The 26,845-nt window shown below is 59.6% G+C and carries 26 protein-coding genes and 1 tRNA gene; 23 read left to right on the top strand and 4 right to left on the bottom strand.

The window, feature by feature from the left end; translation table 11 throughout:
* Positions 1–224: 224 nt before the first annotated feature.
* Positions 225–695: a DUF1203 domain-containing protein gene (locus AAGR22_RS13900; RefSeq protein ID WP_345828048.1), complete on the top strand. Its 471-nt coding sequence runs from the start codon at positions 225–227 to the stop codon at positions 693–695.
* A gap of 139 nt (positions 696–834) precedes the next feature.
* Here AAGR22_RS13900 and AAGR22_RS13895 read toward each other — a convergent pair.
* A tRNA-Asn gene (locus AAGR22_RS13895) sits at positions 835–910 on the bottom strand.
* A gap of 312 nt (positions 911–1,222) precedes the next feature.
* Here AAGR22_RS13895 and AAGR22_RS13890 point away from each other — a divergent pair.
* From AAGR22_RS13890 to yajD, 3 genes are all read left to right on the top strand, one after another.
* Positions 1,223–2,344 (top strand): Gfo/Idh/MocA family oxidoreductase, encoded by a 1,122-nt coding sequence (locus tag AAGR22_RS13890; RefSeq protein ID WP_067707252.1) that lies wholly within the window; start codon positions 1,223–1,225, stop codon positions 2,342–2,344.
* A gap of 95 nt (positions 2,345–2,439) precedes the next feature.
* On the top strand, positions 2,440–2,652 hold the full coding sequence (locus AAGR22_RS13885; RefSeq protein WP_345828047.1) for a hypothetical protein: 213 nt from the start codon (positions 2,440–2,442) through the stop codon (positions 2,650–2,652).
* Between the two features lie 136 nt (positions 2,653–2,788).
* Positions 2,789–3,136: an HNH nuclease YajD gene (gene yajD, locus AAGR22_RS13880; protein WP_067707249.1), complete on the top strand. Its 348-nt coding sequence runs from the start codon at positions 2,789–2,791 to the stop codon at positions 3,134–3,136.
* Between the two features lie 186 nt (positions 3,137–3,322).
* Here the strand turns inward: yajD and AAGR22_RS13875 are convergent, their stop codons facing one another.
* Positions 3,323–3,721: a VOC family protein gene (locus AAGR22_RS13875; RefSeq protein ID WP_345828046.1), complete on the bottom strand. Its 399-nt coding sequence runs from the start codon at positions 3,719–3,721 to the stop codon at positions 3,323–3,325.
* Between the two features lie 182 nt (positions 3,722–3,903).
* Complete coding sequence (locus AAGR22_RS13870) at positions 3,904–4,035, bottom strand: hypothetical protein (RefSeq protein WP_345831606.1); 132 nt, start codon at positions 4,033–4,035, stop codon at positions 3,904–3,906.
* Positions 4,036–4,515: 480 nt separating this feature from the next.
* Between AAGR22_RS13870 and AAGR22_RS13865 the strand changes: the two genes are divergently transcribed.
* The 5 genes from AAGR22_RS13865 to AAGR22_RS13845 all read left to right on the top strand — a co-directional run bounded on the left by AAGR22_RS13865 (position 4,516) and on the right by AAGR22_RS13845 (position 9,560).
* Entirely contained in the window at positions 4,516–5,631 is a 1,116-nt protein-coding gene (locus tag AAGR22_RS13865; RefSeq protein WP_345828045.1) for a branched-chain amino acid ABC transporter substrate-binding protein, read from the top strand.
* Positions 5,632–5,763: 132 nt separating this feature from the next.
* Positions 5,764–6,678: a branched-chain amino acid ABC transporter permease LivH gene (locus AAGR22_RS13860; RefSeq protein ID WP_067707238.1), complete on the top strand. Its 915-nt coding sequence runs from the start codon at positions 5,764–5,766 to the stop codon at positions 6,676–6,678.
* 10 nt (positions 6,679–6,688) lie between these two features.
* Complete coding sequence (gene livM, locus AAGR22_RS13855) at positions 6,689–7,975, top strand: high-affinity branched-chain amino acid ABC transporter permease LivM (RefSeq protein ID WP_067707235.1); 1,287 nt, start codon at positions 6,689–6,691, stop codon at positions 7,973–7,975.
* Positions 7,972–8,847 (top strand): ATP-binding cassette domain-containing protein, encoded by an 876-nt coding sequence (locus AAGR22_RS13850; protein ID WP_067707230.1) that lies wholly within the window; start codon positions 7,972–7,974, stop codon positions 8,845–8,847. The genes livM and AAGR22_RS13850 overlap by 4 nt, the downstream gene beginning before the upstream one ends.
* The gene (locus AAGR22_RS13845) at positions 8,844–9,560 is read left to right on the top strand and encodes an ABC transporter ATP-binding protein (protein ID WP_067707227.1); all 717 of its coding nucleotides are present in this window, start codon (positions 8,844–8,846) and stop codon (positions 9,558–9,560) included. The genes AAGR22_RS13850 and AAGR22_RS13845 overlap by 4 nt, the downstream gene beginning before the upstream one ends.
* Before the next feature lie 72 nt (positions 9,561–9,632).
* On the opposite strand, the gene AAGR22_RS13840 is transcribed toward AAGR22_RS13845, so the two are convergent.
* Positions 9,633–11,093, bottom strand: a complete 1,461-nt coding sequence (locus tag AAGR22_RS13840) for an AMP nucleosidase (protein ID WP_067707223.1) — start codon at positions 11,091–11,093, stop codon at positions 9,633–9,635.
* 301 nt (positions 11,094–11,394) lie between these two features.
* Here AAGR22_RS13840 and AAGR22_RS13835 point away from each other — a divergent pair, with 301 nt between their 5' ends.
* From AAGR22_RS13835 to AAGR22_RS13770, 14 genes are all read left to right on the top strand, one after another.
* Entirely contained in the window at positions 11,395–12,114 is a 720-nt protein-coding gene (locus tag AAGR22_RS13835) for a hypothetical protein (protein ID WP_345828044.1), read from the top strand.
* Positions 12,107–12,754 carry an RES family NAD+ phosphorylase gene (locus tag AAGR22_RS13830; protein ID WP_345828043.1) on the top strand — a complete coding sequence of 216 codons (648 nt, stop codon included), beginning with the start codon at positions 12,107–12,109 and terminating at the stop codon, positions 12,752–12,754. Before AAGR22_RS13835 ends, AAGR22_RS13830 begins: the two co-directional genes overlap by 8 nt.
* A gap of 145 nt (positions 12,755–12,899) precedes the next feature.
* Positions 12,900–13,511, top strand: a complete 612-nt coding sequence (locus tag AAGR22_RS13825) for a TetR/AcrR family transcriptional regulator (protein WP_067707444.1) — start codon at positions 12,900–12,902, stop codon at positions 13,509–13,511.
* A 159-nt stretch (positions 13,512–13,670) separates the two neighbouring features.
* A complete protein-coding gene (locus tag AAGR22_RS13820) occupies positions 13,671–15,680 on the top strand; it encodes a sigma-54-dependent Fis family transcriptional regulator (protein WP_345828042.1) in 2,010 nt (669 codons plus the stop codon).
* A gap of 396 nt (positions 15,681–16,076) precedes the next feature.
* Positions 16,077–17,138 carry an NAD(+)/NADH kinase gene (locus AAGR22_RS13815; RefSeq protein WP_345828041.1) on the top strand — a complete coding sequence of 354 codons (1,062 nt, stop codon included), beginning with the start codon at positions 16,077–16,079 and terminating at the stop codon, positions 17,136–17,138.
* 50 nt (positions 17,139–17,188) lie between these two features.
* The gene (locus tag AAGR22_RS13810; RefSeq protein WP_345831605.1) at positions 17,189–18,154 is read left to right on the top strand and encodes a thiamine pyrophosphate-dependent dehydrogenase E1 component subunit alpha; all 966 of its coding nucleotides are present in this window, start codon (positions 17,189–17,191) and stop codon (positions 18,152–18,154) included.
* Between the two features lie 11 nt (positions 18,155–18,165).
* Entirely contained in the window at positions 18,166–19,185 is a 1,020-nt protein-coding gene (locus AAGR22_RS13805) for an alpha-ketoacid dehydrogenase subunit beta (RefSeq protein ID WP_345828040.1), read from the top strand.
* The gene (locus AAGR22_RS13800; protein ID WP_345828039.1) at positions 19,185–20,300 is read left to right on the top strand and encodes an acetoin dehydrogenase dihydrolipoyllysine-residue acetyltransferase subunit; all 1,116 of its coding nucleotides are present in this window, start codon (positions 19,185–19,187) and stop codon (positions 20,298–20,300) included. The genes AAGR22_RS13805 and AAGR22_RS13800 overlap by 1 nt, the downstream gene beginning before the upstream one ends.
* A gap of 23 nt (positions 20,301–20,323) precedes the next feature.
* Positions 20,324–21,079: a lipoate--protein ligase family protein gene (locus AAGR22_RS13795; RefSeq protein WP_231877640.1), complete on the top strand. Its 756-nt coding sequence runs from the start codon at positions 20,324–20,326 to the stop codon at positions 21,077–21,079.
* 119 nt (positions 21,080–21,198) lie between these two features.
* Entirely contained in the window at positions 21,199–21,732 is a 534-nt protein-coding gene (locus tag AAGR22_RS13790; RefSeq protein ID WP_067707191.1) for a GNAT family N-acetyltransferase, read from the top strand.
* Positions 21,733–21,774: 42 nt separating this feature from the next.
* Positions 21,775–23,388, top strand: coding sequence for an ABC transporter substrate-binding protein (locus tag AAGR22_RS13785; protein ID WP_345828038.1), 1,614 nt, complete (start codon positions 21,775–21,777; stop codon positions 23,386–23,388).
* A gap of 15 nt (positions 23,389–23,403) precedes the next feature.
* On the top strand, positions 23,404–24,393 hold the full coding sequence (locus AAGR22_RS13780) for an ABC transporter permease (RefSeq protein WP_345828037.1): 990 nt from the start codon (positions 23,404–23,406) through the stop codon (positions 24,391–24,393).
* Entirely contained in the window at positions 24,393–25,226 is an 834-nt protein-coding gene (locus AAGR22_RS13775) for an ABC transporter permease (protein ID WP_067707437.1), read from the top strand. Before AAGR22_RS13780 ends, AAGR22_RS13775 begins: the two co-directional genes overlap by 1 nt.
* On the top strand, positions 25,223–26,836 hold the full coding sequence (locus tag AAGR22_RS13770) for an ABC transporter ATP-binding protein (RefSeq protein ID WP_345828036.1): 1,614 nt from the start codon (positions 25,223–25,225) through the stop codon (positions 26,834–26,836). Before AAGR22_RS13775 ends, AAGR22_RS13770 begins: the two co-directional genes overlap by 4 nt.
* Positions 26,837–26,845: the final 9 nt, after the last annotated feature.

Here is a 26,845-nt window from a genome sequence, read left to right as displayed (position 1 = left end):
GATGATGTAGTGGATAAGTGGAAGCGTAAACGGGGACGGTAAGAAGTGTATATCAGTGCCTCGCTCTGCGCCTGACGTGCTCCTGCGCAATGCTGCTTCTTCACAAACGGCCCTGACATATACTACTTTTACCCTGGCAAATCACTGCTATTTCCCTGACCGAAAACAGCGAGTTCCTCCTTCAAATAGCAGCTAATATAATGCTGAAAACGACAGGAGGTATTATGAAATACAGAATTTCCGGGCTGAGTGCCGAGCCGTTTACCCATCTTTATGGACAGAGCGATGCCTATCTAAAAAGATACGGTGCAATCAGACAAACTGTAGTTAGCTGCCCCGGCTTTCCCGACAGAATCTCGTTGTGTGATATACCTGCTGGCGAAACCGCTCTTCTTATCAACCACATCTATCAACCCGCAGAGACACCCTATTTCGGCTCTCATGCAATATATATATGGGAAGGATGTACCAAACAAGGCATTTACATCAACGAATTACCTGAAGTTATGAAAGCCAGAGTTTTGTCATTGCGGGCATATGACGAGACACACTTATTAAGACAGGCAGATATCTGTGAGGGACATTTGGCTGAAAATCTTTTAGGTCTTTTTTTCGCCGATCCGCTGATTAGTTATATCCAGATACATAATGCGAAACAGGGATGCTATGCCTGTTGCGCCGAGCGTTCTGAATGAACCTTCAGAGATAAGCAGGATGCCTCAGGCATATCTGTATCTGTTAACGAACATCACAACTTAACGTCCGCCAGTCGTCGATAAATCGCGCGTAAAAGCAAAAAGCCCGCTTAGTTTCCTAAGCGGGCTTTTCTATGTATGGCTCCTCTGACTGGACTCGAACCAGTGACATACGGATTAACAGTCCGCCGTTCTACCGACTGAACTACAGAGGAATTGTTTCAACGGGGCGCATGTTATCGACCCGGGCGGGGGATGTCAAAGCCTGTTTTCACCTTTTTGATCAACTGCTGAATAAAACAGCATTTTGCTGAATTTTCACGGGTTGACGGGCAAGGACGGGCTTCTGAAGCTATTCGGGCGTTTTCACATTCACTGCTGGCGCTCTCGCAAAGCGGTATTAAGAAACAGCATCCGTTACAGTAACTTTCGCCAGAATGGTCACGTTTATTTCATTTGTTGATTGCTGAGGCTGTTTTTGAAATATACATTCCAGTTTACCCCTTATTAATGCGCAGGAAACTCCGATGGTAAAGGTCAGAATTGGGTTGATTGGTACAGGCTATATTGGACGCTGTCATGCGATAGCCTATGCTCAGGCCCCCACCGTTTTTGCGCTGAAAGGGGAGGTCGTTCGTGAAATGGTCGCGGAGATCGACCCGGAAGTAGCAAAGGCTCAGGCCGCCGCGCTGGGTTTTAACCGTTCCACGGGAGACTGGCACGAGCTGGTGGCCGACCCGAATATTGACGTGGTAGATATCTGTGCGCCTAATTTTCTGCATAAGGAGATGGCGCTGGAGGCGATCCGTCACGGTAAGCATGTTTACTCAGAAAAGCCGCTGGCGCTGAATGCCGCAGATGCGGAAGAGATGACGCGCGCCGCGGAACAGGCCGGTGTGAAAACGCTGGTGGGCTTCAACTATATGAAGAATCCCACCAGCCAGCTGGCAAAAGAGATCATAGCGCGGGGGGAGATCGGGGAGGTGGTGCACTTTTATGGCACCCATAACGAAGATCATCTGGCCAGCCCGCTCACGCCGCTGGACTGGCACTGCCTTAAATCACGGGCGGGACTGGGGGCGCTGGGGGATCTGGCTGCCCATATCGTGAATATGGCGCACTATCTGGTGGGAAGCATCAGCGAAGTTTCCGGCGATATGCAGACGGTGATTAAGCAGCGACCCGACGCTGCTAACCCCTCCCTGATGCGTGAGGTGGAAAATGAGGATCAGGCCAGTGCGCTGCTGCGTTTTGCGAACGGTGCGCACGGCGTGATTGAAACATCGCGTATCGCCTGCGGCAGCAAAATGGGGCTGACCTACGTGGTTACCGGTACACGTGGCGCTTTGCGCTATACCCAGGAGCGTATGGCGGAGCTGGCTGTCTACCGACACGACGATCCGGTCGGGCGGCAGGGGTTCAAAACGCTGCTGACCGGCCCGGCGCATCCGGACTATGCCGCCTTTTGCATTACGGCGGGTCATGGAATTGGCTTTAACGATCAGAAGACGGTGGAAATTCGCGACCTGATTAATGGCGTTGCGGCTAACGATCGCATGTGGCCGGATTTCGCCGAGGGTTTACAGGTATCGCGGGTGCTGGAAGCCATCGCCCTGTCCGCGCAGCAGCGACGCTGGATGAGCGTGTGATAACTTGTGCCGGATATAGCACGAGGGGTATCAAGGCGATGGCTTAAGGGATTAATCCTCTATCCGATTAGAGGATATTATCAAGGAGTATTACCATGAAATTTTTCTGGCCGCTGGTCGCATGCATGGCTGTTATCATTGCATCGGGTTTTTTAAAGGGCGCAGGTGTGGGGTATGGTGCACTGTTCTCATTTCCGCAGGCGCTCTCCAACTTTATTGTCACCCTGTCCACTTTCTACGCTTTCACGCATGTGTCCGTAACGATTATTGCGCTGTTAGCTAAAAAGAGGGGCCTGCACAGGGAGTAAGCGTTGGCAGATGTTCTTGTCTTCATGCAGCCGCGCCGCGGTTGCTAAGCTTACCGAAATCCGCTGACGCTTTGATGTCATTTTGGGATATATTGGTGCACTACGAAAATTTTCTTGATCACAGGTAACATCGTCAATGGCTCTGATCCCTAAAAACTACACGCGTTTGGAAAGCGGATACCGTGAGAAAGCGCTTAAAATCTATCCGTGGGTGTGTGGGCGCTGCTCGCGAGAGTTTGTTTATTCAAACCTGCGGGAATTGACGGTTCACCATATCGATCATGACCATACCAATAATCCAGCAGACGGCAGTAACTGGGAGCTGTTGTGTCTGTATTGCCATGACCACGAACACTCGAAGTACACAGAAGCAGACCAGTACGGCAGTACCGTTGTGGCAGGGGAGGATGCGCAAAACGATGTTGAGGCCGCCACCTACAGTCCCTTTGCCGATTTAAAGTCGATGCTGAATAAGAAGAAATAGCGTTAGAAGGCTGTCCGCTTCTGGGGAAAATCTCGTAGCAACAGTCGCTTAGATTAGCTACGAGCAAGGAGCGGAAGTTATATTAGAGGAGAGATCCAGGATTGAACTGGTTCGCAAGTGTCATGGTTGACCATTACGGTATATTCAGGTTCACCGATTATCACTGACCCTCTCTGTTGTACAGGGCTAGAAAAACTGCATATTTTCATAAGGATGCTGCATGCAAGCATTAAGACGGCTATCTAAATCGCCGGCATGCACTTCCAGCTTATGTCCATCGGGATCTAAAAAGTAAAATGATTTTCCTTCGCTCTGGTTTGTTTTCCACTCCGTAACGCCCGAGGATTTCAGGTGATTAACAAACACATCGAAATCTTCGCTTCGGATGCTGAATGCGTAATGAGTGTAATCTTCTCGTCTATCGACTGAGTCAGCAGAGAGGCACAGCCACAGATTACCCAGAAAAAGGTAAGCCCCACGGCTCCATCTGGCCTTAGGTGTGAAACCAAGTGTTTTGGAGTAAAAAATAAAGCTTCTTGAAACGTCATTTACAGCGATTGTTATGTGGTTCAGCCCGTTCAACATACAGCGTCACCTCAGCAGACTCTATGAAATTACACGTTATCATATTTATACTTTTGCTTACTGCCTGTGCGAGCCGAAAGCGTTATTGTCCGGTTTCGCACTGAGCAGTCTTCATATCCTCCCGGACGACTGAAGGCATCGCGCGATTCATGATATTAAGAATTGGGGCGAACAAAAAGTGTTCACTTTAATAGTAGGCGTATTCCCAGGAATTCAGTAATCGCATCCGTGACGGACTGCGCTGCTTCAGTCGGTGGATGGTGGCCGGCTCCAGCAAGAATGAGCAAATCGGCTTCAGGCATCAGGTCTGCTATCTCCTGACTTAACCCGATAGGTGTTGCCTTGTCCAGCTCTCCGCAAATGATTAATTATACCCTTTTATCAACGCATGCTTACCCACAGTATGCGAACCCGCACATAACCGCTGCATCACATGCGATCCTCCTCGCACTTTTGCACCAGCCGGGTGCGCACCCGGGTAAAGGTGCAACTATGTTGATTATGCGGTCGGCACGGATGCTGGATTTCTCCCTTCGCCACGCAGTGGCAACGTTATTCCCACCGGCTCTGCGCTTACTGCGGGCTGCGGGTTAATTCGGTGCTGGGACGTCACTGCGGTGTGAGCCTGGTCATCAATCGACAATAAAAAGCGCCTGCTGTTAACGACTGGCGGGTTTTTTGCTTAATAAAAGCGTCCCTGGCGCAGCTTATGCCTGTGCAGGGGAAAATAATGACAATGATCTCTCCCATGCCACCCGGTGGCTCAAGGTTTTTTACCGCTGAGGATTATCGCAATGTCTTTTAAATTTAACAGGTTGTCTCTTTCTGTTTTGTTGGCAAGCAGCCTGAGCACGGCGTTTTATGCTCAGGCGGATGTGGTGATTGGCGTGGGAGGCCCCTTTACCGGGCCTAACGCCACGTACGGTGCGCAGTACTGGAAAGGTGCATCGCAGGCGGCGGCGGATATCAACGCTGCGGGCGGTATTAAGGGAGAGAAAATTGTACTGGTACAGGGCGATGACGCCTGTGAACCCAAGCAGGCGGTAGCGGTGGCAAACCGCCTGGTCGATCAGTCAAAAGTCTCTGCCGTGGTCGGCCACTTCTGCTCCTCATCCACCATGCCAGCCTCAGAAGTGTATGACGAGGCGGGCGTGTTAAGCATTACGCCGGGCTCCACCAACCCGCAAATTACCGAACGCGGGATGAAAACGCTGTTTCGCATGTGTGGCCGTGACGACCAGCAGGGAGACGTTGCCGCAAACTATATGCTGGACGTGCTGAAAGCGAAGAAAATCGCGGTGATCCACGATAAGGATACCTACGGCCAGGGCCTGGCGGATGCGACGAAGGCCGCACTGGAAAAGCGCGGTACGAAGGAAGTGCTGTATGAGGGGCTGTCCCGTGGCGAGAAGGACTTTAATGCGCTGGTCACTAAAATCGGCTCCCTGAAGCCGGACGTCGTCTACTTTGGCGGCTGCCACCCCGAGGCTGGGCCGCTGGTACGGCAGATGCGCGAGCAGGGCGTGCAGGCGAAATTCTTCTCCGGCGACTGCGTGGTCACCGAAGAGCTGGTCACGGCAGCGGGCGGCCCGCAGTACACCAACGGCGTGCTGATGACCTTCGGTAAGGATCCCCGCACGCTGCCCAGCGGTAAAGCGGTAATTGATAAATTCCGCGCCTCGGGCTTTGAACCGGAAGGTTACACCCTCTACGCCTATGCATCCATTCAGGCCATCGCGGCGGCCTATAACGGCGCCGGTAAAGACAATGAAAAAGCCAGCGAATGGCTGAAAAGCCACAGCGTGGACACCGTGATGGGGCCGAAGTCATGGGACGGCAAGGGCGACCTGAAGGTCTCTGATTACGTGGTCTATCAGTGGGATGACAAGGGTAAATACCACGCGCTCTGAGCAGGCAAAGGCGATGCGGTATTAATGCTTCAATCAACGTTCCGCCCGTAAAGGGCGGGATATGGCACCCTTTCAGGTGATGCGCTGGAACAGATTTCCGGCGCGGCCTGGCCTTCGGCGAGACCCTTTAAAATGGAAGCATTCTTTCTGCAACAGCTGATCAATGGCCTGACGCTGGGGGCCGTCTACGGCCTCATCGCCATCGGCTATACCATGGTGTACGGCATTATCGGCATGATTAACTTCGCTCACGGCGAGGTCTATATGATCTCGGCCTATCTCTGCGCCATCGGTCTGGCGCTGCTCTCTTACTTTGGCATCCACTCCTTTCCGCTGCTGATCTTCGGGACGCTGCTGTTTACCATCGTTGTGACCAGCGTCTATGGCTGGGCGATTGAGCGCATTGCTTACCGGCCGCTGCGCAACTCCACCCGGCTGGCCCCGCTGATTTCAGCCATTGGTATGTCGCTGATCCTGCAAAACTACGTGCAGATAAGCCAGGGTCCTAACCAGCAGGGGATCCCGACGCTGCTCACCGGCGTGCTGCGCCTGCACGTCGGCGAGGGTCTGGTGCAGATAACCTGGACCAAAGTCTTTATTCTGGCGGCGGCCATCATCGGCATGGCGGTTCTCACCTGGATAATTCAGTACACCCGGCTGGGGCGCATCTGTCGTGCCACGCAGCAGGACCGCCGTATGGCAGCCATCCTGGGAATAAATACCGATCGGGTTATCTCGCTGGTGTTTGTCATCGGTGCGGCGATGGCGGGGCTGGCTGGCGTACTGGTCACCATGAACTATGGCACCTTTGATTTTTATGCCGGATTTATTATCGGCATCAAGGCGTTCACCGCTGCGGTGCTGGGCGGAATTGGATCGCTGCCGGGGGCTATGCTGGGCGGCCTGCTGTTAGGGGTGGCGGAAGCGCAGTTCGCCGGGCTGGTCAACTCTGATTATAAGGATGTGTTCTCATTTGCTCTGCTGGTGGCGATCCTGATATTCCGCCCTCAGGGGCTGCTGGGCCGTCCACTGGTCGCTAAGGTGTAAGGGGATGAGCATGTCTGACGCTTCAATGCATCCAGGGCTGGCCGTCAGGCAGATCCTGACGGAGTCCGTGCTGGCCGGTCTTTGCGCGCTGGTGGTATTTGGTCCGATCGTGGGGATTGTCCTGAAAGGCTACAGCTTCACCCTTGCACCGGGACGCGTGGCGCTGCTGGTCGCCATCGTTATGGCGGGTCGGCTGCTGCTCAGCCTGCTGCTGCAAAGCGCGGCGGGACGTAAATTTGTTATGCGCTTTGAAGGGACAAACGACGGCGTCTACGTGCGTCCGGCCAGCCACCGATCGCCGCTGCGCTGGGCACTACCGCTGCTGCTGGTACTGGCGCTGCTGTTCCCGTTTGTTGCCACAAAGTATCTGCTGACCGTGGCGATCCTGGGGCTTATCTACGTGCTGCTGGGCCTGGGCCTGAATATTGTGGTGGGCCTGGCCGGGTTGCTTGACCTGGGTTACGTGGCCTTTTATGCCATCGGGGCCTACGGGCTGGCGCTGGGCTACCAGTATCTGGGGCTGGGGTTCTGGTCAATGCTGCCGCTGGGGGCTTTAATGGCGGCGCTGGCGGGCGCGCTGCTTGGGTTCCCGGTACTGCGCATGCACGGAGATTATCTGGCAATTGTCACCCTGGGATTTGGTGAAATTATCCGTCTGGTGCTGACCAACTGGGTAAGTTTCACCGGCGGACCAAACGGCGTCTCCGTTCCCGCCCCGACGCTTTTCGGGCTGGAGTTTGGCCGACGGGCGAAGGAGGGCGGTACGCCGATCCATGAATTTCTGCATATTGCGTTTAACCCTAACCTGAAGTTTATCTTCCTCTACACGGTGCTGATTCTGGTGGTACTGCTGGTGTTGTTTATTAAGCACCGACTGACGCGCATGCCGATTGGTCGTGCCTGGGAAGCGCTGCGGGAGGATGAAATTGCCTGTCGGTCGCTGGGGCTGAATCACGTACTGGTGAAGCTGTCGGCCTTTATGATCGGTGCCTCTACCGCCGGTATTGCCGGAGTATTTTTTGCCAGCTATCAGGGGTTTGTTAACCCGACCTCCTTTACCTTTTTTGAGTCGGCGCTGATCCTCGCCATTGTGGTGTTGGGCGGTATGGGATCAACGCTCGGCGTGGTGCTGGCGGCCTTCGTGCTGACCGTGGCACCGGAGCTGCTGCGCAGCTTTGCTGAGTATCGCGTGCTGCTGTTTGGCATCCTGATGGTGCTGATGATGATCTGGCGACCACGCGGGCTGGTGCGCACCAGCCGGGCGGGCGTAGCCGTGCGCAAAGGGGAGGCACCATGAGCAATGCGATTTTGCAGGTGTCGCACCTGAAGATGCACTTTGGCGGGATCAAAGCGCTAAACGACGTCAGCCTTGAGGTGGAGCGGGGGTCGATAACCGCCCTGATTGGCCCGAACGGGGCCGGAAAGACCACGGTATTTAACTGCCTGACCGGTTTTTACCGCGCTTCCGGCGGTTCAATTCGGCTCAACGCGCAGGCAAAGCTGACCGATGTGGTCCAGGTTCTGGGTCAGAAAATCCGTCCGGCCGACCTGATTAATCCGGCACGGCTGGGGTCGCGCATCTGGTACAAAATGTTTGGCGGTGCGCATCTGGTTAATCGCGCTGGCCTGGCGCGAACCTTCCAGAATATCCGCCTGTTTCGCGAGATGACGGTGATTGAAAACCTGCTGGTTGCGCAGCATATGCAGGCCAATCGCAATTTGATCGCCGGTATCTTCAATACCCCCGGCTATCGTCAGGCGGAAAGCCAGGCGCTGGATCGGGCATTTTACTGGCTGGAGGTGGTGGGGCTGGAGGATTGCGCAAACCGGCTGGCGGGCACCCTCTCTTATGGGCAGCAGCGCAGGCTGGAGATCGCGCGCGCCATGTGTACCGGGCCAGAGATTATCTGTCTTGATGAACCCGCCGCCGGGCTGAATCCGATTGAAACCGAGGCGCTCGCCCGTATCGTACGCTTTTTGCGCCAGCAGCATGGCGTAACGGTACTGCTGATTGAGCATGATATGGGGATGGTGATGACGATCTCCGATCGGGTGATTGTGCTTGACCATGGCGAGGTGATTGCCAGCGGCGCGCCGCGTGAAATCCAGGCTGATACTCGGGTCATTGCCGCCTATCTGGGTGCCGATGAAGAGGATCTCAATCCATGAGTCAGACGCTGCTCGAATTCCGCCAGGTGGATGTGTTTTATGGCCAGATTCAGGCGCTGAACGCCGTTTCCCTGACGGTAAACGAAGGGGAAACGGTAGCGCTGATTGGGGCGAACGGGGCCGGAAAATCCACGCTGCTGATGTCGATCTTTGGTCAGCCGCGGATTGCTGGCGGTCAGATCCTCTATCGCGGTGAAGATATCAGCCGCAAATCGACCCACTTTATCGCCAGTAACGGTATTGCTCAGGCGCCGGAAGGGCGGCGGATATTCCCGGATATGACGGTAGAGGAGAACCTGCTGATGGGTACTATCCCGATTGGTAGCCGCTACCAGAACGCCGACAAGGCCCGAATGTATGGGCTGTTTCCCCGGCTGGAGGAGCGGCGCGCCCAGCGGGCGATGACGCTCTCCGGCGGCGAACAGCAGATGCTGGCGATAGCCCGCGCGCTGATGAGCCGACCCAAACTGCTGCTTTTGGATGAGCCGAGCCTGGGGCTGGCACCGATTGTGGTAAAGCAGATTTTCCAGATACTGCGCGATCTCACCCGCGAAGGCATGACGCTGTTTCTGGTGGAACAGAACGCCAGCCACGCGCTGAAGCTCTCCGATCGTGGCTACGTGATGGTTAACGGCCAGATCCAGCTAAGCGGCAGCGGTCAGGCGCTGCTGATGGATCCGGCGGTGCGCAGCGCTTATCTTGGCGGAGTATAGGGGACGCCGCCCGACGTAAAGTCGGGTCGGCACCGCGATCATCAGGTCGGCAGCCAGCCGCCCTGAGCGCCGTTAGCGGAAGGGCGGTTCGTTAAAGGTGCGCAGCTTGCGGGAGTGCAGCTTGTCACCCTCGGCGCGCAGCAGATCGATAGCGTAGATACCGATCTGTAAGTGCTCTGAGATGGCGCCCTCATAGAAGCGATTCGCCTGGCCCGGCAGTTTGATCTCGCCGTGAATTGGCTTATCGGAGACGCAAAGCAGCGTGCCGTAAGGCACGCGGAAGCGATAGCCCTGGGCGGCGATCGTTGCGCTCTCCATATCCACTGCCACCGCGCGGCTAAGGTTAAAGCGCCGCGCCGAAGCCGCATAGCGCAGCTCCCAGTTGCGGTCGTCGGTGGTCACTACCGTGCCGGTGCGCAGCCGCTGCTTAACCTCTTCGCCCGGCCTGCCGCTGACGTGCCGGGTAGCGTCATACAGCGCGCGCTGCACTTCAGCAATGCTTGGGATCGGGATATCCGGCGGCAGCACTGCATCAAGAACGTGGTCATCGCGCAGGTAGGCGTGTGCCAGCACGTAATCGCCCATGCTCTGGCTCTCGCGCAGCCCACCGCAGTGGCCGATCATCAGCCAGGCATGCGGGCGCAGCACCGCCAGATGGTCGCAGATGGTCTTGGCGTTAGACGGGCCAACGCCAATATTGATCAGCGTAATTCCTTTACCCTCCTTCGCAATCAGGTGCCAGGCGGGCATCTGATGATTCTTCCAGGCAAGGCCGGAGAGCGTCTCCTGGGGGTTCGGCGTGTCGGCGGTGAGGTAAACCGTACCCGCGCAGGAGAGCGCCTCATAGGGAGAGTTCGGGTCGGCAATCTGCTCGCAGCTCCAGCGCACAAATTCGTCCACGTAGCGCGTGTAGTTGGTAAACAGCACCCATGGCTGGAAGTGTTCTACCGGCGTACCGGTATAGTGGCGCAGCCGGGCCAGTGAAAAGTCGGTGCGCAGCGCATCGAAATGCGACAGCGGAAACTGTTCGCCGGGCTGATAGAGGCCATCGGCATTTTCATCACCGATCTGTGCCAGCTCGGTATTCGGGAAGTGTCTGGCCAGCCCGGCGCTCATGGATCGATCCAGCGTCATACTGGAGCCATCAATCACATAGGGGTAGGGGATCTCCTGCTGTGAGGGGCGAACGTCAAGCGTGATCGGGTATTCGCTGGCCAGCATTTCCAGCTGTTCGGTCAGATAGTGACGAAACAGCGCCGGACGGGTGACGGTGGTGGTATAGCGGCCTGGCTGGGTAAAGCGGCCAAAGGCGCGCGACAGTCGGTGTCCGGGGCCGTCGCCGTGCCAGCTGACGCGCAGTTCGGGGTAGACAAACAGTCCGCTGGCACGCTGCGCCTCATCCGGCAGCGTGCCGCTGCTGACGTAGTCAACAATCGCCTCGCGCAGCGCGGTTACCGCCTGTTCATAGAGTGAATCGAGTTTATCCAGCGCCTCGTGAACGCTAAGGCCCTGTGGAGCAACAGGCTGAGTCATGGTTTTGTCCCGCTCTTAATTGGTGGCTTTACAGTATGTTAGCTGATAACAGACAGAAACGCCTGACGGATACCGGCTCAGAGAGGGAATTTCAGACAGTACGCCATCCGCCGCTGCCTGCTTAATGAACACCACCTCAACCGCGATCCTGCCTGTGTTATGGTCTACTGGTGCCGGGGGAAAGCGTAGCGCTGAACGGCTCACCCATTCCTGGCTTACCCTCTACACGCCTCGCTTGATGTTTAAAAAGTATGCTATATACTCAATATACACAACATCATCAGGCTATCAGGAGTGGGTTATGCCAGCGAAAGAGAAGAGGGTCGCGCCGACCGTGCGCTATCAGTGGCCCGTACTGGTGGATGCACGCGCCATGCGGATGCTTGAAACCGATACTGACGTGCAGTACCTGGTTATCCCGGTAAGGAACCGTTCCGGGCGTAAGCCTGACGCGCAACTGCCGGATGAAAAGGGTGTTGAAGATAAAACTAACGCCTTCCTGGCCTCGCTGGGGCTGAGCAATGCCTTTGCCAGCGTGAAAGAGGGTGAGGTCAAGGCGACCCCTGACGCGAAGCAAGACGCCGCCTTTGATATTTTTGCCGGGTTTGAGGAGTACCGCGCTGAGAATAACCAGCGTAAGGAGAACCTGAGAAACCAGATCGTCGCGGAAACAGAGTGGCTGGATGCCAGCCAGCTTTCTGATGCCGTGGGGTTTGAAAACAAAAACCGCAGCGCCGGACCGAATACCTGGAAGCGTCGAAACAAAATCTTTGCTATCTCGTGGCGGGGGAAAAACCTGTATCCCCGGTACTGTCTTGACGATGCCTATCAGCCGCTGCCGGTGGTAAAAGAGATACTGGATATTTTTGGCGATGAGAAAAGTGGCTGGTCGCTGGCATACTGGTTCAGCAGCGGTAACAGCTGGCTGGGCGGGCAGGAGCCCAGGGATCTGCTAACCCGCGACAAAGGTCAGGTTATACGTGCAGCCCTGGCGGCTAAGGATGGCATCCAGCATGGCTAAAAAGGGTCTGCCCACACCCTTTCCCAAACCCCATGGCAACCTGGAGATTGAAAGGAAAACTCTTGATGCAGGGAGGCATCTGTTTCGGCTCCATCCCTCCCTCTATCAGGGAAACGGCTTCAATAATACGCTCCACGGCGATGCGCGTTTCAGCCCAATCGGCAACAGCGTTACGCAGCGCGTTATCCCCACCCTCTACGCCGGCGAAAGCACCGCGGTCGCCATCTGTGAAGTCCTCTTTCATGATGTCGACGTCTCACAAAGCAAGATCGTCTTTGCGCAGAAAAACCTGATCGATAAAAGCCACAGCGAGCTTATCCTCCAGCAGGATCTGGTCGTGGCTCGTATTGATCACACCTCGGTGGTGAAAATGCGCGCCGGTAAGAAGCTGATCCACTGTGAGGCCGATGAATATGCCTTTACCCGGGAGTGGGCTGAACACATTTATCAGCAGCATGCGGATATTCAGGGGCTGGAGTGGCCATCACGCCAGCATCAGGGCAATGCCTGGGTGTTCTTTGGCGATCGCATTCAACACGGCGCGCTGGCGATAGTGGACACCCGGGCCGTTATTCATGACCGAAAGACGCTTGAGATCCTCCTGCGCCTGGCCGCCCGCATGAATATCGTCATTGATTAATGCGGCCTGAAGGGGGAACGGGTCTATCCCATTTCACCGCAGAGCGGCTGGCAGACTATCCCAACGTTGATGGGATGGTGTTGCCGACGTATTACTTAGCCGGAACCTGTTCCTTCGGAAACGAGCGTTCTCTATAATGATTCGCATGAATACGAAAACCGCACTGACTCTTCGCCCTGGCCGTCCCCGTGAATTTGACGGGGACGCGGTACTGGATAAAGCCATCATTCGCTTTAGCGAATATGGCTACCATGGCTCGTCCATCTCGGATCTCAATGGCGCGCTGGGGCTGACGTCCGGCAGCATCTATAAGGCCTGGGGCGACAAGCGCGGGCTGTTTCTGGCGGCGCTGGACCGCTATATGCTGCTGCGGGCGGAGGCAATCCGCACCTGCCTGGCGGAGCAAAGCAGCGGCCGTAACAAAATCGAGGCGCTGTTGCAGCACTACTCCCGGGACAGTACCGGGCCGGCGGGCCGGACGGGCTGCATGGTGGTTGAAACCGCCGCTGAGCTGGCCGTGGCCGATGAAGAGATCGCCGGGCGCATTGCGGCCCAGCATCGCAAACGTGAAGCACAGCTCTGCGAACTGGCGGCGGAAGCGCAGCGCGACGGTTCGCTGCACACCGGATTGGAGGCGGCCGTTATCGCTAAGCTGCTGCTCACGCTCCAGCAGGGAATGCGGGTGCTGGGGAAAACGGGCGCGACGCCCGAAGAGATGCAGCCGATGATCGCCGGGCTGATGCAGCTGCTTAGCTAACACGCCACGCTTTGCAGGCGATCACAGAATCCCCTCCTGTCCCTTGTAAAACCCGGCTCGCTTATTACTCTGCATACAGACAGGGGCTGTTTATGCCGCTTTTTCTGTTGCCTGCCGTGAATGTCCGGCATACCCGTAAGCCCCGCAGGAGAGTCCAGCGTGAATCAGAGCCAGCGCGACCATATTGCCACCGTCGTAGACAGCCTCAGCAATACCGCCCTGCGGCGGGGCGGTTTTCAGCAGGATCCTACCATCCGGGAGTCCTGGCAGCGCTGCGTCGAGTCACACGGCCTTGACCCGAGCCGGATGCAGGATGTCCGCATTCTGCCGTGGCATGAGCTGCGCGAGCACCGTGACGATCTCGACGAGTTTCGGCGTATTGCGCATCACGGGCTGAGCGTGCTCTATAAGCAAATCGCCGGGGCCGGGTATGTGGTGTTGCTGAACGATGCCCGGGGCGTCACGGTTGATTACCTTGGCGATTCCGCGGCGGAGGACGGCCTGCGTCGCGCCGGGCTGTACCTCGGGGCGCACTGGTCAGAGGCCTGGGCGGGAACCTGCGCAGTCGGCACCGCGCTGGCAACCGGCAAGGCGCTAACCGTGCATCAGGCCGATCACTTCGACGCCACGCATATTCCTCTGACCTGTAGCGCGGTGCCGCTGTTCGATCCGCAGGGGCAGCTCAACGCCATCCTGGATATCTCCGCGCTTAGCTCGCCGCAGCCAAAAGCGAGCCAGCAGCTGGCGTTGCAGATCGCCAAACTCTACGCTCATCAGATAGAGAACGCCTGGTTCGGGCATCGACACCGCTCAGACTGGGTGTTACAACTCAGCCCGGCCTCACCCTTTGTCGAGGTCAGCCCGGATTTCCTGATCGCCTTTGACGCCAGCGGTCGGGTGGCCGGTCATAATCATCGCGCCCAGCGTATGTTGGAAAAAGAGCTGGGGATCGCGGCGCCATCGCCTCACGCCCGCAGTACGCTACTGGGCATGCCGATTGAGCAGCTGTTTAATACCACCCTTGACTGCCTCCCGGACTGGCTGGCCAGCGCCAGGGGTCAGCAGGGCACGCTGGAGAGGATTAACAGCGGTGAACGGCTCTATGTCACGGCACAGCAGCCTGCGCGACGACCTGCACGACAGGTGATTACCGCGCCAGCACGGCTGCCTGCCCCGCTGGCAGCGCTGAGCGGGGGCGATATGTTGCTGGAGCAGCAGCTACAGCGCGCGGCTCGGCTGCTCGCGGCGCCGCTGAATCTGGTGGTGCACGGCGAAACCGGCTGCGGTAAAGAGGTGTTTGCCCGGGCGTATCACCAGGCCAGCGACCGCCGCGACAGGCCGTTCATTGCGGTCAACTGCGCGGCCATCCCGGCGGCGCTGATCGAAAGCGAGCTTTTCGGCCACCTGCCCGGCAGCTTTACCGGGGCGGGCAGTAAGGCGCGGCGCGGGCTGATCCGCGAGGCCGACGGCGGTACCCTGTTTCTCGATGAGATTGGCGATATGCCGCTGGAGATGCAAACGCGGCTGCTGCGGGTGCTGGCCGAACGGGAAGTGCTGTCCGTGGGTGCCTCACAGCCGGTGGCGGTGGATATCCGGGTATTATCCGCTTCGCATCACGCGCTGGAGAAGCGGGTCGAAGAGGGGCGCTTTCGTGCCGATCTCTACTATCGCCTGCAGGGGGCGCTTATCTCCCTTCCGCCGCTGCGCCAGCGCAGCGATCTTGACTGGCTGATCGACAAAATGCTCGGCGGGAAGGTGCAGCTCAGTGCGGCGGCCCGGGAATGTCTGCGTCAGCACCGCTGGCCCGGCAACCTGCGTGAACTGAGCAACGCGCTTGATTACGCCACGGCGATCTGCGATGGCGAACGTATTGAAGTCCATGATCTGCCGGAAAGCCTCCTCAATCGCGGAGCGAATGCCCCGTCGATAGTGAATGCCCCGTCGATAGCGAGTCATGAGATGGCCTTACGGCATCCGCCTTATCCACTACCGCCCGATATCGCTCCCGCCCCGCTGCCTGAGAAACAGCTGCTGATGCAGTATCTGCGCGCCGCGCGCTGGAACCTCAGCGCGGTTGCCCGCCAGATGGGCATCAGCCGGATGACGCTCTATCGTCGTATGCAGCGTTTTGGCATCCGCTCTCCCAATCGTAACGACGCTCTGCATTAATCCCAGGGTTAACACCTGTCCCGCACATTGTAATCGCAGGCTGTATCAGTCCCGCGGTTAATACCCGTTCAGCACATTGTAACCGCAGGCTGTATCAGTCCCGCGGTTAACACCCGTTCAGCACATTGTAACCGCAGGCTGTATCAGTCCCGCGATTAACACCCGTTCAGCACATTGTAACCGCAGGCTGTATCAGTCCCTGGGGTGACACCTGTCCCTGGGGTGACACCTGTCCCGCTGTGACAGCCTGTACCCGGTGACACCTGTAACACTTCTCGCTGACCCCCTGGTGATGCCCGGTCGATAACCTTCTTATAAACATATATTTAACATGTTATTTACAGTATTGGCACATCCTTTGCGTTGTCTCTGACAGATAACCCCGGAGGAAAGCCGATGACCGCGCCAGATACAGCCCCTTCCGCCCCCTGGGTCGGCATCATTGCCAACCCGGTATCCGCCCGCGATATTCGCCGCGTTACCGGTCATGCGGGCTCGCTGCCGCTGGCCGAGCGGGTCAATCTGCTGCTGCGTATGATGGTCGCGCTGGCAGGCTGCGGCATCCGGGAAGTGCGCATGATGCCGGATCGCGAAGGGCTGCGCGCGCTGCTGCTGCGTGAGCAGGCGCAGCGGCCTGACCGGCGGCTGCCGCAGCTTAGCTGGCTGCCGATGGCGGTCAGCGCCACGGTGCACGACAGCTTCCAGGCCGCCGCAATGCTGTGCGAAACAGGCGCGGCGGCGATTGTGGTGCTGGGGGGCGACGGCACGCTGCGGGCCGTGGCGCGACACTGCGGCAGCGTGCCGATTGTCGGGCTTTCTACCGGCACCAACAACGCCTGGCCGGAGCTGCGCGAGCCGACGGTGCTGGGCCTGGCGCTTGGGCTGTACGCCAGCGGACGCATTCCTGCCGCGCAGGCGCTGGTGTGGAATAAGTGGCTGGATATCACCCTGAGCGATGGCCAGGGTGCCACACAGCGCGATATTGCCCTGGTGGACGCCGCCATCACTGACGAACGGTTTATTGGCGCGCGATCGGTGTGGGGCAGCGGCGGCCTGTCACAGCTGTTCCTTAGCTTTGCCGAACCGCACGCGGTGGGGCTGTCGGCTATCGGTGGCCTGTTACAGCCGGTTGGGCGACGGGAAGCGGGCGGCCTGCAGATCACCTTTGGGCCCGGCGGCGGAGAGCTGCTGGCACCCGTTGCGCCCGGCATCGTCGATCGCGTGGCGATCCGCAGCTGGCAGCGCCTGAATGTGGCGCAGCCTCAGCGCCCCCTGCTCCGTGAGGGCACCCTCGCCGTGGACGGCGAGCGCGAGCTGACCTTCGGCCCGCAGCACCACCTTACGATCGCCCTGCGCGAAAGGGCATTTCGCTCCCTTGATATCAACGCCTGCCTGCATTTCGCCGCCGCGGCCGGATTACTGCGTGCAGGGTTTGGCCCTGCACCCTCTTTACCCTGACCGATCTGGAGACAACGATGAACAACAGAGACGCGAGCAATACCAGCAGCCTGCTCAGTGGTGACCAGCTCCTGAGCGTTTACCGTCGGATGCGCACCATCCGTGATTTTGAGGAGCGCCTGCACGTGGACTTTTCCCGTGGCGATATCCCCGGCTTTGTTCATCTGTATGCCGGAGAGGAGGCCACGGCGGTAGGCATTATCTCGCACCTGAACGACGGTGATCGCATCGCCAGTACTCACCGGGGCCACGGGCACTGCATCGCCAAAGGGGTGGATGTTGTCGCGATGATGAAAGAGATCTACGGCAAAAGCGGCGGGGCCTGCAACGGCAAGGGCGGCTCCATGCATATTGCCGACCTGAGCAAAGGCATGATGGGGGCAAACGGCATTCTCGGGGCGGGTGCACCGCTGATCTGCGGCGCGGCGCTGGCGGCTAAATTTCGCGGCCGGGGGGAGGTGGGGATCACCTTTGCTGGCGATGGTGCCGCCAACCAGGGCACCTTTCTGGAGAGTCTCAATCTGGCGGCGGTGTGGAACCTGCCGGTCATTTTTGTCATTGAAAACAACGGCTACGCCGAGGCCACCTCGCGCAGCTACGGCACGGCGGTGGACAGCTACATTGACCGCGCGGCCGGTTTCGGCCTGCCCGGCGTCACCGTGGACGGCACCGACTTCTTTGCGGTGTATGAAACGGCGGGCGAACTGATCCGCCGGGCGCGGGAAGGCGGCGGCCCCGCGCTGCTGGAGTGCAAAATGGTGCGCTTCTACGGCCATTTCGAGGGCGACGCTCAGACCTACCGTGCGGCGGATGAGCTGGCGTCTGTCCGCGAAAATCAGGACTGCCTGACGCTGTTTCGTTCGCAGGTGGAACGGCGCGGCGTTCTCAGCGCGGCGGCGCTTAACGACGTCGATCGGGAGGTCGCGGCGCTGATCGAGCAGGCGGTCGCCGCGGCAAAAGCCGCGCCGGAACCGGCCGCAGCCGAACTGCTATCCGATGTTTATGTCAGCTACTGAGGGGAACGATGATGGCGAGAAAATTAAGCATGAAAATGGCGATCAACGAAGCGATCGATCAGGAGATGACCCGCGACCCCAGCGTCATCATGCTGGGCGAGGACATTGTGGGCGGTATGGGCGCGGAGGGGGAAAAAGATGCCTGGGGAGGGGTACTCGGCGTCACCAAAGGGCTGTATGCCAAACACGGCGACCGCCTGCTCGACACGCCGCTGTCGGAGTCGGCCTACGTGGGCGCAGCGATTGGCGCAGCGGCCTGTGGCATGCGACCGATTGCTGAACTGATGTTTATCGACTTTATGGGGGTCTGCTTCGATCAGATTTTCAACCAGGCGGCAAAGTTTCGCTATATGTTCGGGGGCAAGGCGGAAACGCCGGTGGTGATCCGGGCGATGGTCGGTGCAGGCTTTCGCGCCGCCGCGCAGCATTCACAGATGCTCACCCCGATATTTACGCATATTCCCGGTCTGAAAGTGGTCTGCCCGAGCACGCCGTACGACACCAAAGGCATGCTGATTCAGGCGATCCGCGACAACGATCCGGTGATCTTCTGCGAGCATAAAAACCTCTATGGTCTGGAGGGGGAGGTGCCGGAAAGCCCTTACGCCATCCCCTTTGGCGAGGCCAGCATCGTACGCGATGGCCGCGATGTTTCCATTGTCACCTACGGCCTGATGGTGCACCGCGCGCTGGATGCCGCACAGCAGCTGGCAAAACAGGGCATTGACGTGGAGGTGGTCGATCTGCGTTCACTCTCGCCGCTCGATCTCGACACGGTACTGGAAACCGTGGAGAACACCGGACGCCTGGTGGTGGTCGATGAGGCGCATCCGCGCTGCAACATCGCCACCGACATTGCCGCGCAGGTCGCGCAGCATGCGTTTGCGGCCTTAAAAGCCCCGATCGAAATGGTCTGCGCGCCGCACACCCCGGTGCCGTTCTCGCCGACGCTGGAGGACCAGTATATTCCCAGCGCCGCCCGCATTATTGAGGCGGTAAAACGTACCATCAGCTACAGGGGGAAACAGTGATGAGCGAAGCCAGGATCATTCCGGTAGTGATGCCCAAATGGGGGCTGTCAATGCGTGAAGGTACGGTCAATGAATGGCTGGTAGCAGAGGGAGCGACTATCGTGCCGGGTATGCCGGTGCTGAATGTGGAAACCGATAAAATCGCCAACGCGGTGGAGGCGACAGACGGCGGCGTGCTGCGGCGCAGGGTGGCGGAAGAGGGGGATGTGCTGCCGGTGAAAGCGCTGCTCGGCGTCCTGGCCGCTGACAGCGTTAGCGAGCAGGAGATTGACCAGTTTATTCAGGCCTGGGTGTTGCCGGTGGGGGAGGAGGAGGAGGACGAGGCGGTTTCCGCCGACCAGTTTGTTGAGGTCAACGGCCTGCGGATACGCTACCAGCGCAAGGGAGAGGGCGAGGAGGTGGTGCTGTTTATCCACGGCTTTGGTGGCGATCTGGATAACTGGCTGTTTAATCTGGATGCCTTTCCCACCTCGACGGTTATCGCGCTGGATCTGCCCGCGCACGGCCAGTCGCAAACCCGGCTGGCGGGCAGTGGACTGGACGAGCTGGCGGATTTTATTGCGGCGTTTATGGATGCGCTGGCGCTGCCCGCCGCGCATCTGGTGGGGCATTCGCTGGGCGGGGCCATTGCTGCCCGGCTGGCGCTGGATGCGCCCCAGCGCGTGCGCACGCTGTCGCTGATTGGCAGCGCCGGGTTTGGGCCGCAGATTAATCAGGCTTACACTCAGGGCTTTATTGATGCGCAGTCGCGGCGTGAGCTGAAACCGGTGATTGAACTGCTTTTCGCCGATCGCAGCCTGGTGAGTCGCCAGATGCTGGATGATTTGCTTAAATATAAGCGGCTGGACGGTGTGACGGAGAGCCTGAACGCGCTTCATCAGGGCCTGTTTGCCGCGGGTCAGCAGTCTGCTCTGCCCGGGCGCGAGCTGGATGGCTGCTCGCCACCGCTGCTGGTGATCTGGGGGGAGGAGGATGCGATTATCCCTGCCGGTGACGCGCAGCATGCGCCTTCCGGCAGTCAGGTCGAGATCCTCAGCGCCGCAGGGCATATGCCACAGATGGAAAAATCTCAGCAGGTTAACCGGCTGCTCCAGCAGCATATCGGGGCCGGATAAGGAACGGAATGGAAAATGATGTCATGGCCGCCGCTCAGGGCGGCCAGTTTTCGCTGCGGCCACCGCAGTTAGGGTTTTATGCCGATCCGACGCTGGCGGAAGCCGGGCTGTTTCAACCCGCCGCTGCGGGCCAGCCGGTGGCACAGGTCTGGCAGGGGCCACAGTCGCTGGTGGTGCCCGCCAGCTACAAACGCTATGCCTCGCTGGCCCCGGTACGTGAGCAATTTGCGGCGGCGGGCTGCCCGGTATTTATGCGCAAATCGGGCGGCGGGCTGGTGCCCCAGGGACCGGGGATCCTCAACCTCAGCCTGGCCTGGTCCACGGATCGCACCCTGGGCGAAGCGGCAGAGGGCGTTTATCACCAACTGTGCGGCGTGCTCAGTGGGGCGCTGGCCGATTCAGGCGTGGCAACCCATTTTCAGGCCGTAGAAGGCTCCTTCTGCGACGGACGCTTTAACCTTGCCTGTGGCGAGGGTGAGCAGGCGCGAAAAATCGCCGGTACCGCCCAGTACTGGCAGGCGATCCCGGGCCAGCCGGTCGGAGAGCCGCGCCGCCACGTGGTGCTGGCGCATGCGGTACTGCTGGTCGACTGCGATCTGGATGCTGTGCATCGCCTCGCCAATCAGTTTGAGGCGGCGATCGGCAGCGGACGCCTGTATCAGGCAGCGAAAACGGTCAGCGTTGCGCAAATGCTGACCCGGCGAAATGACCGTCTGGTCGATAATATCGCCAGGGCATTATTGCGCGCCGTCGCAGCCAGCGGGGTAGATGCCGCCTGACCGGTCCCGGTCAGGCGTTTATTCCCATATTCAACAAAACGATTGTCATTATTGTCGGTTTACATTCATTTCGCCGAATTCTAATAATTTAGCGGTGATGAATTAAGGAAGCGGCAGCTATGAGTCAATCTGTTCAGGTGGCAAAACCCGACGACGCGGAAGAAATATTCGCTTTATTACAACGCGCCTATGCATCACTCCTGCGTGAGAATATCCATTTCACCATTACGCAGGGGACGGTGGCCGAGGTACGCGCCACCATCGAGCAGGAGACGGTGCTGGTATTGCGCAAATGGCAGCGCGCGGTCGCCACCGTAACCGTGCGCCTGCCCTGGGCGCAGGACGCCAGCGCGCCTGCGGCACTGCCGTTTATTCACTGGTTTGCCGTCGACCCGGATTATAAAGGTCAGGGCTATGGCCGAAAAATAATTGACTGGGCCGAACGCCGTTTATTGCAGGAGACACTAAAAGCTCCGGGCGTCTATTTAGCCACGGCCATTAAGCATCCCTGGCTTAGCGAACTTTATTTACGTCGTGGCTACCAGCCTTTCTGTTATCGCACCAATAAATTAGGCGAGGAACTGGTTTTTCTGAAAAAAGAGTTTATCGCCATTGCGCCCCCAGAGGTCGCTGAAATTATACAGCCTGCCTGATTCAGGGCCTTAAAAATAACACCTGCAACGACCGGGAATAATATGAAAGTGAATTCGCTCGCCCTTGCGCTGAGTTTTACCTGCCTGCTGGGCAGTGTCTCTGCCCTTGCCGCCGCACAGCCTCACCGTGGCGGCAGCCTGACCTGGGGCGTCGAGACCGAGCCCGTTCCGTTTAACCCGCAGCTTAACGGCCAGTCGAAGGCGGAAGTGGTGCTGCGCAACGTCTGGGAATCGCTGCTGGCGCGCCGCCCGGACGGCAGCTACGTTCCCTGGCTGGCACAGGGCTATCAGGCCTCGCCGGACGGCAAAAGCTTCACCTTCACCCTGCGCCCCGACGTCACCTTTTCCAACGGCGAGAAGCTGACCGCCAGCGCGGTAGCTGAAAATTTCCGCCATTTGCAGGATGCACAATACTGTGCCGGCAGCAGCCTGTGCGCGATGGGCGTGCGCATTGCCCGCATCGACACGCCGGATGACCACAGCGTGACCATTACGCTGAAACAGGGCTTTGCCCCGTTCCTCGCCTTCGCCGCGAAATTACCGATCCTGGCCCCCGCCAGCTGGCATTCATCGCAGCTCAGGTCGGGAGGTACGGAGATTGCCGGCACCGGGCCATTTATCCTCGAAAGTTATGAGAAAGGCCAGCAGGCGACCTTCGTGCGCAACCCGAACTATCACTGGGCACCGGCCACTGCACAGCATCAGGGACCAGCCTATCTCGACAGCGTGACCTATCGCTTTCTGCCGGAGTCTTCGGTGCGCACCGGCGCGCTGCTTTCGGGACAGGTCGACGTGATTGAAGGGATATCCGGCAACGATGCCGGGGAATTTAAGGACAACGCCGACTTTACCTATCAGCATGCGCTTAACACCGGAACCCCTTACTCGCTGTTCCTGAACGTCGACTACGGCCCGACCCGCGAGCTGAAAGTGCGCCAGGCGCTGCTACAGGGACTGGATATCGATCCGATCCTGAAATCGGTCTATCGCGGCGAGCGCACCCGCGCCTGGGGCATTACCTCACCCGTTGATCCGCTCTATAACAAGGAGCTGGAGGGCAAATATGGCAACCAGCCCGCGCTCGCTAACTCACTGCTGGATGAGGCAGGCTGGACCACGCGCGACAGCCAGGGCTTTCGCAGCAAAAACGGTCAGCGGCTGAGCATCGAGGTGATCCAGGCCCAGGCGACGGTGCGCGATCAGCGCGACGTGCTGCTCCAGGCGCTTCAGGCTCAGGCGCGGCAGCGTCTTGGCGTGGAGCTTAAGCTGCGCTACGTCGACGCAGGCACCTACGTTGAGGTACGCAACAGCGGAAAATTTGGCTCGATAGCCAACTCGAACACCGATACCGACGGCATTGATATTGAAAATCACTATCGCCCGGTCAACGCGGGCGGGGCAATCAACTACAGCCGCGTCAACAGCCCGGAGATCAATGGCTGGCTGGACCGCGCGGCGGCGACGCTCGATGCGGCGCAGCAGCGGCAGAACTACAGCGATCTTCAGCAATACGCACTCATTAAGCAGGCGCTGGCGGTGCCGCTCTATGAGCCGGAAGATCAGATTGCGGCGGCCAGCTATGTCCACGGCGTCGGTTTCCGCAGCTTTAAGCAGATGCCGGAAAATAGCTACGACATCTGGCTGAGCGAACACTAACCGGGAGAGGCGAGCATGAGTCTTGAGAGCATCTTAACCCATCCGCCGCGCGCGCCGCGTCCCGCGCTGTGGCGCAGCCTGCTGGTGCGTCGTATCGCCGGGCGTCTCTCCGGCGGCGTGCTGGTGCTGTGGGCGGCGGTGACGCTGGCGTTTCTTGGCATCCATCTGGCACCGGGCGATACGGTCAGCCTGCTGATTGGTGAACAGGCGCGCACGCCGGCCATTGAGGCGGCTATCCGCAGTGAATGGGGGCTGAATGAGCCGCTGGCGTGGCAGTATCTGCACTATCTGTGGCGCGCGGTGCACGGCGATTTTGGCCGCTCTTACGTCCTGAATACCGAAGTAAGCCAGCTGCTGACCACCCAGCTGTGGCCGACGCTGAAGCTGACCGCGGCGGCGCTGCTGGTCAGCATCCTCTTCGCCGTGGTAATGGCAGTCGCGACGGCAAACCGCCGCTGGGGTCGGCGCGTGGCGGGTGGGCTGGAGCTGCTGCTGGCTTCCACGCCGTCGTTCTGGCTGGGCATCGTGCTGCTGTTTATCTTCAGTTTTAGCCTGCGCTGGTTCCCGGTGGCGGGCGACCGGCATCTCTCTTCGCTGGTGCTGCCGGCGCTGTCGCTTGGGCTTGCCCAGGGTGCGGTGCTGGCACAGGTGCTGCGGCGCGAGCTGGAAAGCGCGCTGGCGGCACCCTTTACCCTGACGCTGCGCGCGTGGGGCGTGGGCGAAACCACGATTCGCCTGCGTCACGCTCTGCGCCATGCCGCCCTGCCGGTCGTCACCCTGACCGGCTGGCTGGTGGGCGGGCTGCTGAGCGGGGCGGTGATCACCGAGCAGGTGTTTGGCCGTCCGGGTCTGGGCAAGCTGACGGTGGATGCGGTGCTGGCGAAGGATCTGCCGGTGGTGCTGGCGGTAGCGATCCTTTCGGCGCTGATCTACGTGGTGATGAGCACGCTGGTGGATATTCTGGCGCTGTGGCTCGACCCACGCCTGCGGGAGGAGAGCCGATGATGAAAGCTCTCTCCGCACGTTTCTCCCCGACGCTGCCCGCCTCCGTCTGGAGCGCCAGCCTGTTTCTGCTGCTGGTCGCGCTGGCCGTGGTGGCGCCTGAGTGGCTGACGCACGGCGATCCGCTACTGGCCGACCCGGTTAACGCCCAGCTACCCCCTTCGGCGCAGCACTGGCTGGGGACCGATCAGCTGGGGCGCGACCTGCTGACGCGGATTATCTATGGCAGCCGCTACTCGCTGCTGATAAGCGTGGCGGCGATGGCGCTGGCGGTGATCTTCGGCACGCTGCTGGGGCTGAGCGCGGCGCTGGCGCGCGGCGTGGTCGATGAGCTGCTGAGCCGCGCGGTAGACGTTATCTCGGCGTTTCCCGACCTGCTGTTGGCGCTGATGCTGATCGCCTTTACCGGTCCCGGCACCGCTAACCTGATTATTGCGCTGGGCGTGGCGTCGGTGCCGCGCTTTGCCCGCGTGGTGCGGGTGCAGACGCGCAGCGTGATGACCTCCGGCTACGTTGAACAGGCCCGCACCTTTGGCCTGTCGCGCTTCCGGCTAACGGTGCGGCATATTCTGCCCCACGCGATGGCGCAGGTTCCGGCGCTGGCGACGCTCGGGCTGGGCACCGTGATTATCGGCACCGCCGGGCTGAGCTTTCTCGGCATGGGGCCGCAGCCGCCTACCGCCGAATGGGGGCTGATGCTGGCGGAAGGGCGTAACTACCTGCGCAACGCCTGGTGGATCGCCGCCTGGCCGGGGGTGTTTATTACCCTGACGGTGGTGGCGGTGAGCACGCTGGGCCGCTACTGGCAGACGCGCTTTGCCGGGAGGTCGCAATGAGTCAGCCGGTAATTGATATTCGCAACCTCTCCATCCGCTTTGGCCCTCAGCAGGTGGTAAAAAACCTCAGTCTACAGGTGTGGCCGGGCGAATCCGTGGCGCTGGTTGGCGAGTCCGGCTCCGGCAAAACCCTTACGGCGCGCAGCCTGCTGGGGCTGCTGCCGGAGGGGGCCACCTTCAGTGCCGATCGCTTTGTTATTGACGGGTGCGACATGTTGCAGGCCAGCCGTCGCGACTGGCAGGCGCTGCGCGGGCGTCGCATCGGCTATGTGCTACAGGATGCGCTGGTCTCGCTCGATCCGCTACGGCGCATTGGGCAGCAGCTGGCCGATGCGCTAACCGCCTCCGGCTACCGGCCGGGCGCCCCGCTGCGGGAGAAAAGCGTGGCGCTGCTCCAGGCGGCGGGCATCGACGATGCCGAAAGCCGCCTCGATCGCTACCCCCATCAGCTTTCCGGCGGCCAGCGCCAGCGCGCGCTGATTGCCACCGCCCTGGCGGGCAGTCCGGCGCTGCTGATCGCCGATGAGCCGACCACGGCGCTGGATATGACGGTACAGCGGCAAATCCTCCAGCTGCTGGCGCAGCGACGGCGCGACGGCCAGGCGCTGCTGCTGATCAGTCACGATCTGGCGGTGGTCTCGGCGCTGGCGGATCGCGTGCTGGTGATGCGCGATGGCGAAGTGGTGGAGCAGGGCCACTGCGGGCCGCTGCTCAGCCAGCCGCAGCATGCCTGGACGCAGCGGCTGCTGCGTGCGGTGCCGACACCCGCCACGCGCGGTCTGCGCCTCAGTTCAGCCGAACCGGTGCCTCTGCCGACGCGACCCCAGCCTGGCGGGGCGCCGCTGCTGGAGGCGATCGGGCTGCATAAGGCTTACGGTGAGCGGCAGGTGCTGAATAACATCAACTTTACCCTGCACGCCGGGGAAACTCTCGGCGTGGTGGGGGAGTCCGGCTCCGGCAAAACCTCGCTGGTCAAACTGGTGATGGGCATCAGCGAGCCGGACAGCGGTACGCTGCTGCTGGAGGGGAGCCGCTGGGATCGCCTCCCGGAGAAAGCACGCCGTGACCGACGGGCGCGTTTACAGCTGATCGCCCAGGACCCGTACAGCTCTTTTGATCCGCGCTACACGGTGGAAAAAATTATTGGTGAAAGCCTGGACTGCGTCGGTATTTACGGCGACGCACGTCGCCAGCGGGTATGCCAACTGCTGGACGAGGTGCAGCTCGGCGACCGCTTTCTTAATCGCTACCCGCAGCAACTCTCAGGCGGTCAGCGCCAGCGCGTCGCTATCGCCCGCGCCTTTGCACCCAATCCGGCGCTGCTGGTGGCCGATGAGCCGGTCAGCGCACTCGACGTCTCGGTGCAGGCGCAGGTGCTCGATCTGCTGGCCGATATGCAGGCCGCGCACGGCACTGCACTGCTGTTTATCTCGCACGATCTTGGCGTGATCCAGCATCTCGCCGACCGCGTACTGGTAATGCAAAACGGTCAGGTGGTGGAGAGCGGCGAACTGTGCCAGGTCTTTACCGCACCGCAGCACCCGTGGACGCAAAAACTGTTACAGGCGCTGCCGGTCCTTCCCGGTCTGCACCCCACAATCGCACAGTAAGGAGTACAG

Source organism: Erwinia sp. HDF1-3R (assembly GCF_039621855.1).
Lineage (GTDB): Bacteria > Pseudomonadota > Gammaproteobacteria > Enterobacterales > Enterobacteriaceae > Erwinia.
Note: the sequence above shows the minus strand (reverse complement) of the source record. Positions and strands in the feature narration are given on the sequence as shown.

Coding starts and splice junctions, on each gene's coding strand:
- AAGR22_RS13770 (WP_345828036.1), top strand. CDS start 25,223: ATGAGTCAGCCGGTAATTGATATTCGCAACCTCTCCATCCGCTTTGGC.
- AAGR22_RS13790 (WP_067707191.1), top strand. CDS start 21,199: ATGAGTCAATCTGTTCAGGTGGCAAAACCCGACGACGCGGAAGAAATA.
- AAGR22_RS13800 (WP_345828039.1), top strand. CDS start 19,185: ATGAGCGAAGCCAGGATCATTCCGGTAGTGATGCCCAAATGGGGGCTG.
- AAGR22_RS13850 (WP_067707230.1), top strand. CDS start 7,972: ATGAGCAATGCGATTTTGCAGGTGTCGCACCTGAAGATGCACTTTGGC.
- AAGR22_RS13840 (WP_067707223.1), bottom strand. CDS start 11,093: ATGACTCAGCCTGTTGCTCCACAGGGCCTTAGCGTTCACGAGGCGCTG.
- AAGR22_RS13825 (WP_067707444.1), top strand. CDS start 12,900: ATGAATACGAAAACCGCACTGACTCTTCGCCCTGGCCGTCCCCGTGAA.
- AAGR22_RS13900 (WP_345828048.1), top strand. CDS start 225: ATGAAATACAGAATTTCCGGGCTGAGTGCCGAGCCGTTTACCCATCTT.
- yajD (WP_067707249.1), top strand. CDS start 2,789: ATGGCTCTGATCCCTAAAAACTACACGCGTTTGGAAAGCGGATACCGT.
- AAGR22_RS13830 (WP_345828043.1), top strand. CDS start 12,107: ATGGCTAAAAAGGGTCTGCCCACACCCTTTCCCAAACCCCATGGCAAC.
- AAGR22_RS13795 (WP_231877640.1), top strand. CDS start 20,324: ATGGCCGCCGCTCAGGGCGGCCAGTTTTCGCTGCGGCCACCGCAGTTA.
- AAGR22_RS13775 (WP_067707437.1), top strand. CDS start 24,393: ATGAAAGCTCTCTCCGCACGTTTCTCCCCGACGCTGCCCGCCTCCGTC.
- AAGR22_RS13780 (WP_345828037.1), top strand. CDS start 23,404: ATGAGTCTTGAGAGCATCTTAACCCATCCGCCGCGCGCGCCGCGTCCC.
- AAGR22_RS13815 (WP_345828041.1), top strand. CDS start 16,077: ATGACCGCGCCAGATACAGCCCCTTCCGCCCCCTGGGTCGGCATCATT.
- AAGR22_RS13865 (WP_345828045.1), top strand. CDS start 4,516: ATGTCTTTTAAATTTAACAGGTTGTCTCTTTCTGTTTTGTTGGCAAGC.
- AAGR22_RS13875 (WP_345828046.1), bottom strand. CDS start 3,721: ATGTTGAACGGGCTGAACCACATAACAATCGCTGTAAATGACGTTTCA.
- AAGR22_RS13835 (WP_345828044.1), top strand. CDS start 11,395: ATGCCAGCGAAAGAGAAGAGGGTCGCGCCGACCGTGCGCTATCAGTGG.
- AAGR22_RS13805 (WP_345828040.1), top strand. CDS start 18,166: ATGGCGAGAAAATTAAGCATGAAAATGGCGATCAACGAAGCGATCGAT.
- AAGR22_RS13890 (WP_067707252.1), top strand. CDS start 1,223: ATGGTAAAGGTCAGAATTGGGTTGATTGGTACAGGCTATATTGGACGC.
- AAGR22_RS13885 (WP_345828047.1), top strand. CDS start 2,440: ATGAAATTTTTCTGGCCGCTGGTCGCATGCATGGCTGTTATCATTGCA.
- AAGR22_RS13785 (WP_345828038.1), top strand. CDS start 21,775: ATGAAAGTGAATTCGCTCGCCCTTGCGCTGAGTTTTACCTGCCTGCTG.
- AAGR22_RS13845 (WP_067707227.1), top strand. CDS start 8,844: ATGAGTCAGACGCTGCTCGAATTCCGCCAGGTGGATGTGTTTTATGGC.
- AAGR22_RS13860 (WP_067707238.1), top strand. CDS start 5,764: ATGGAAGCATTCTTTCTGCAACAGCTGATCAATGGCCTGACGCTGGGG.
- livM (WP_067707235.1), top strand. CDS start 6,689: ATGTCTGACGCTTCAATGCATCCAGGGCTGGCCGTCAGGCAGATCCTG.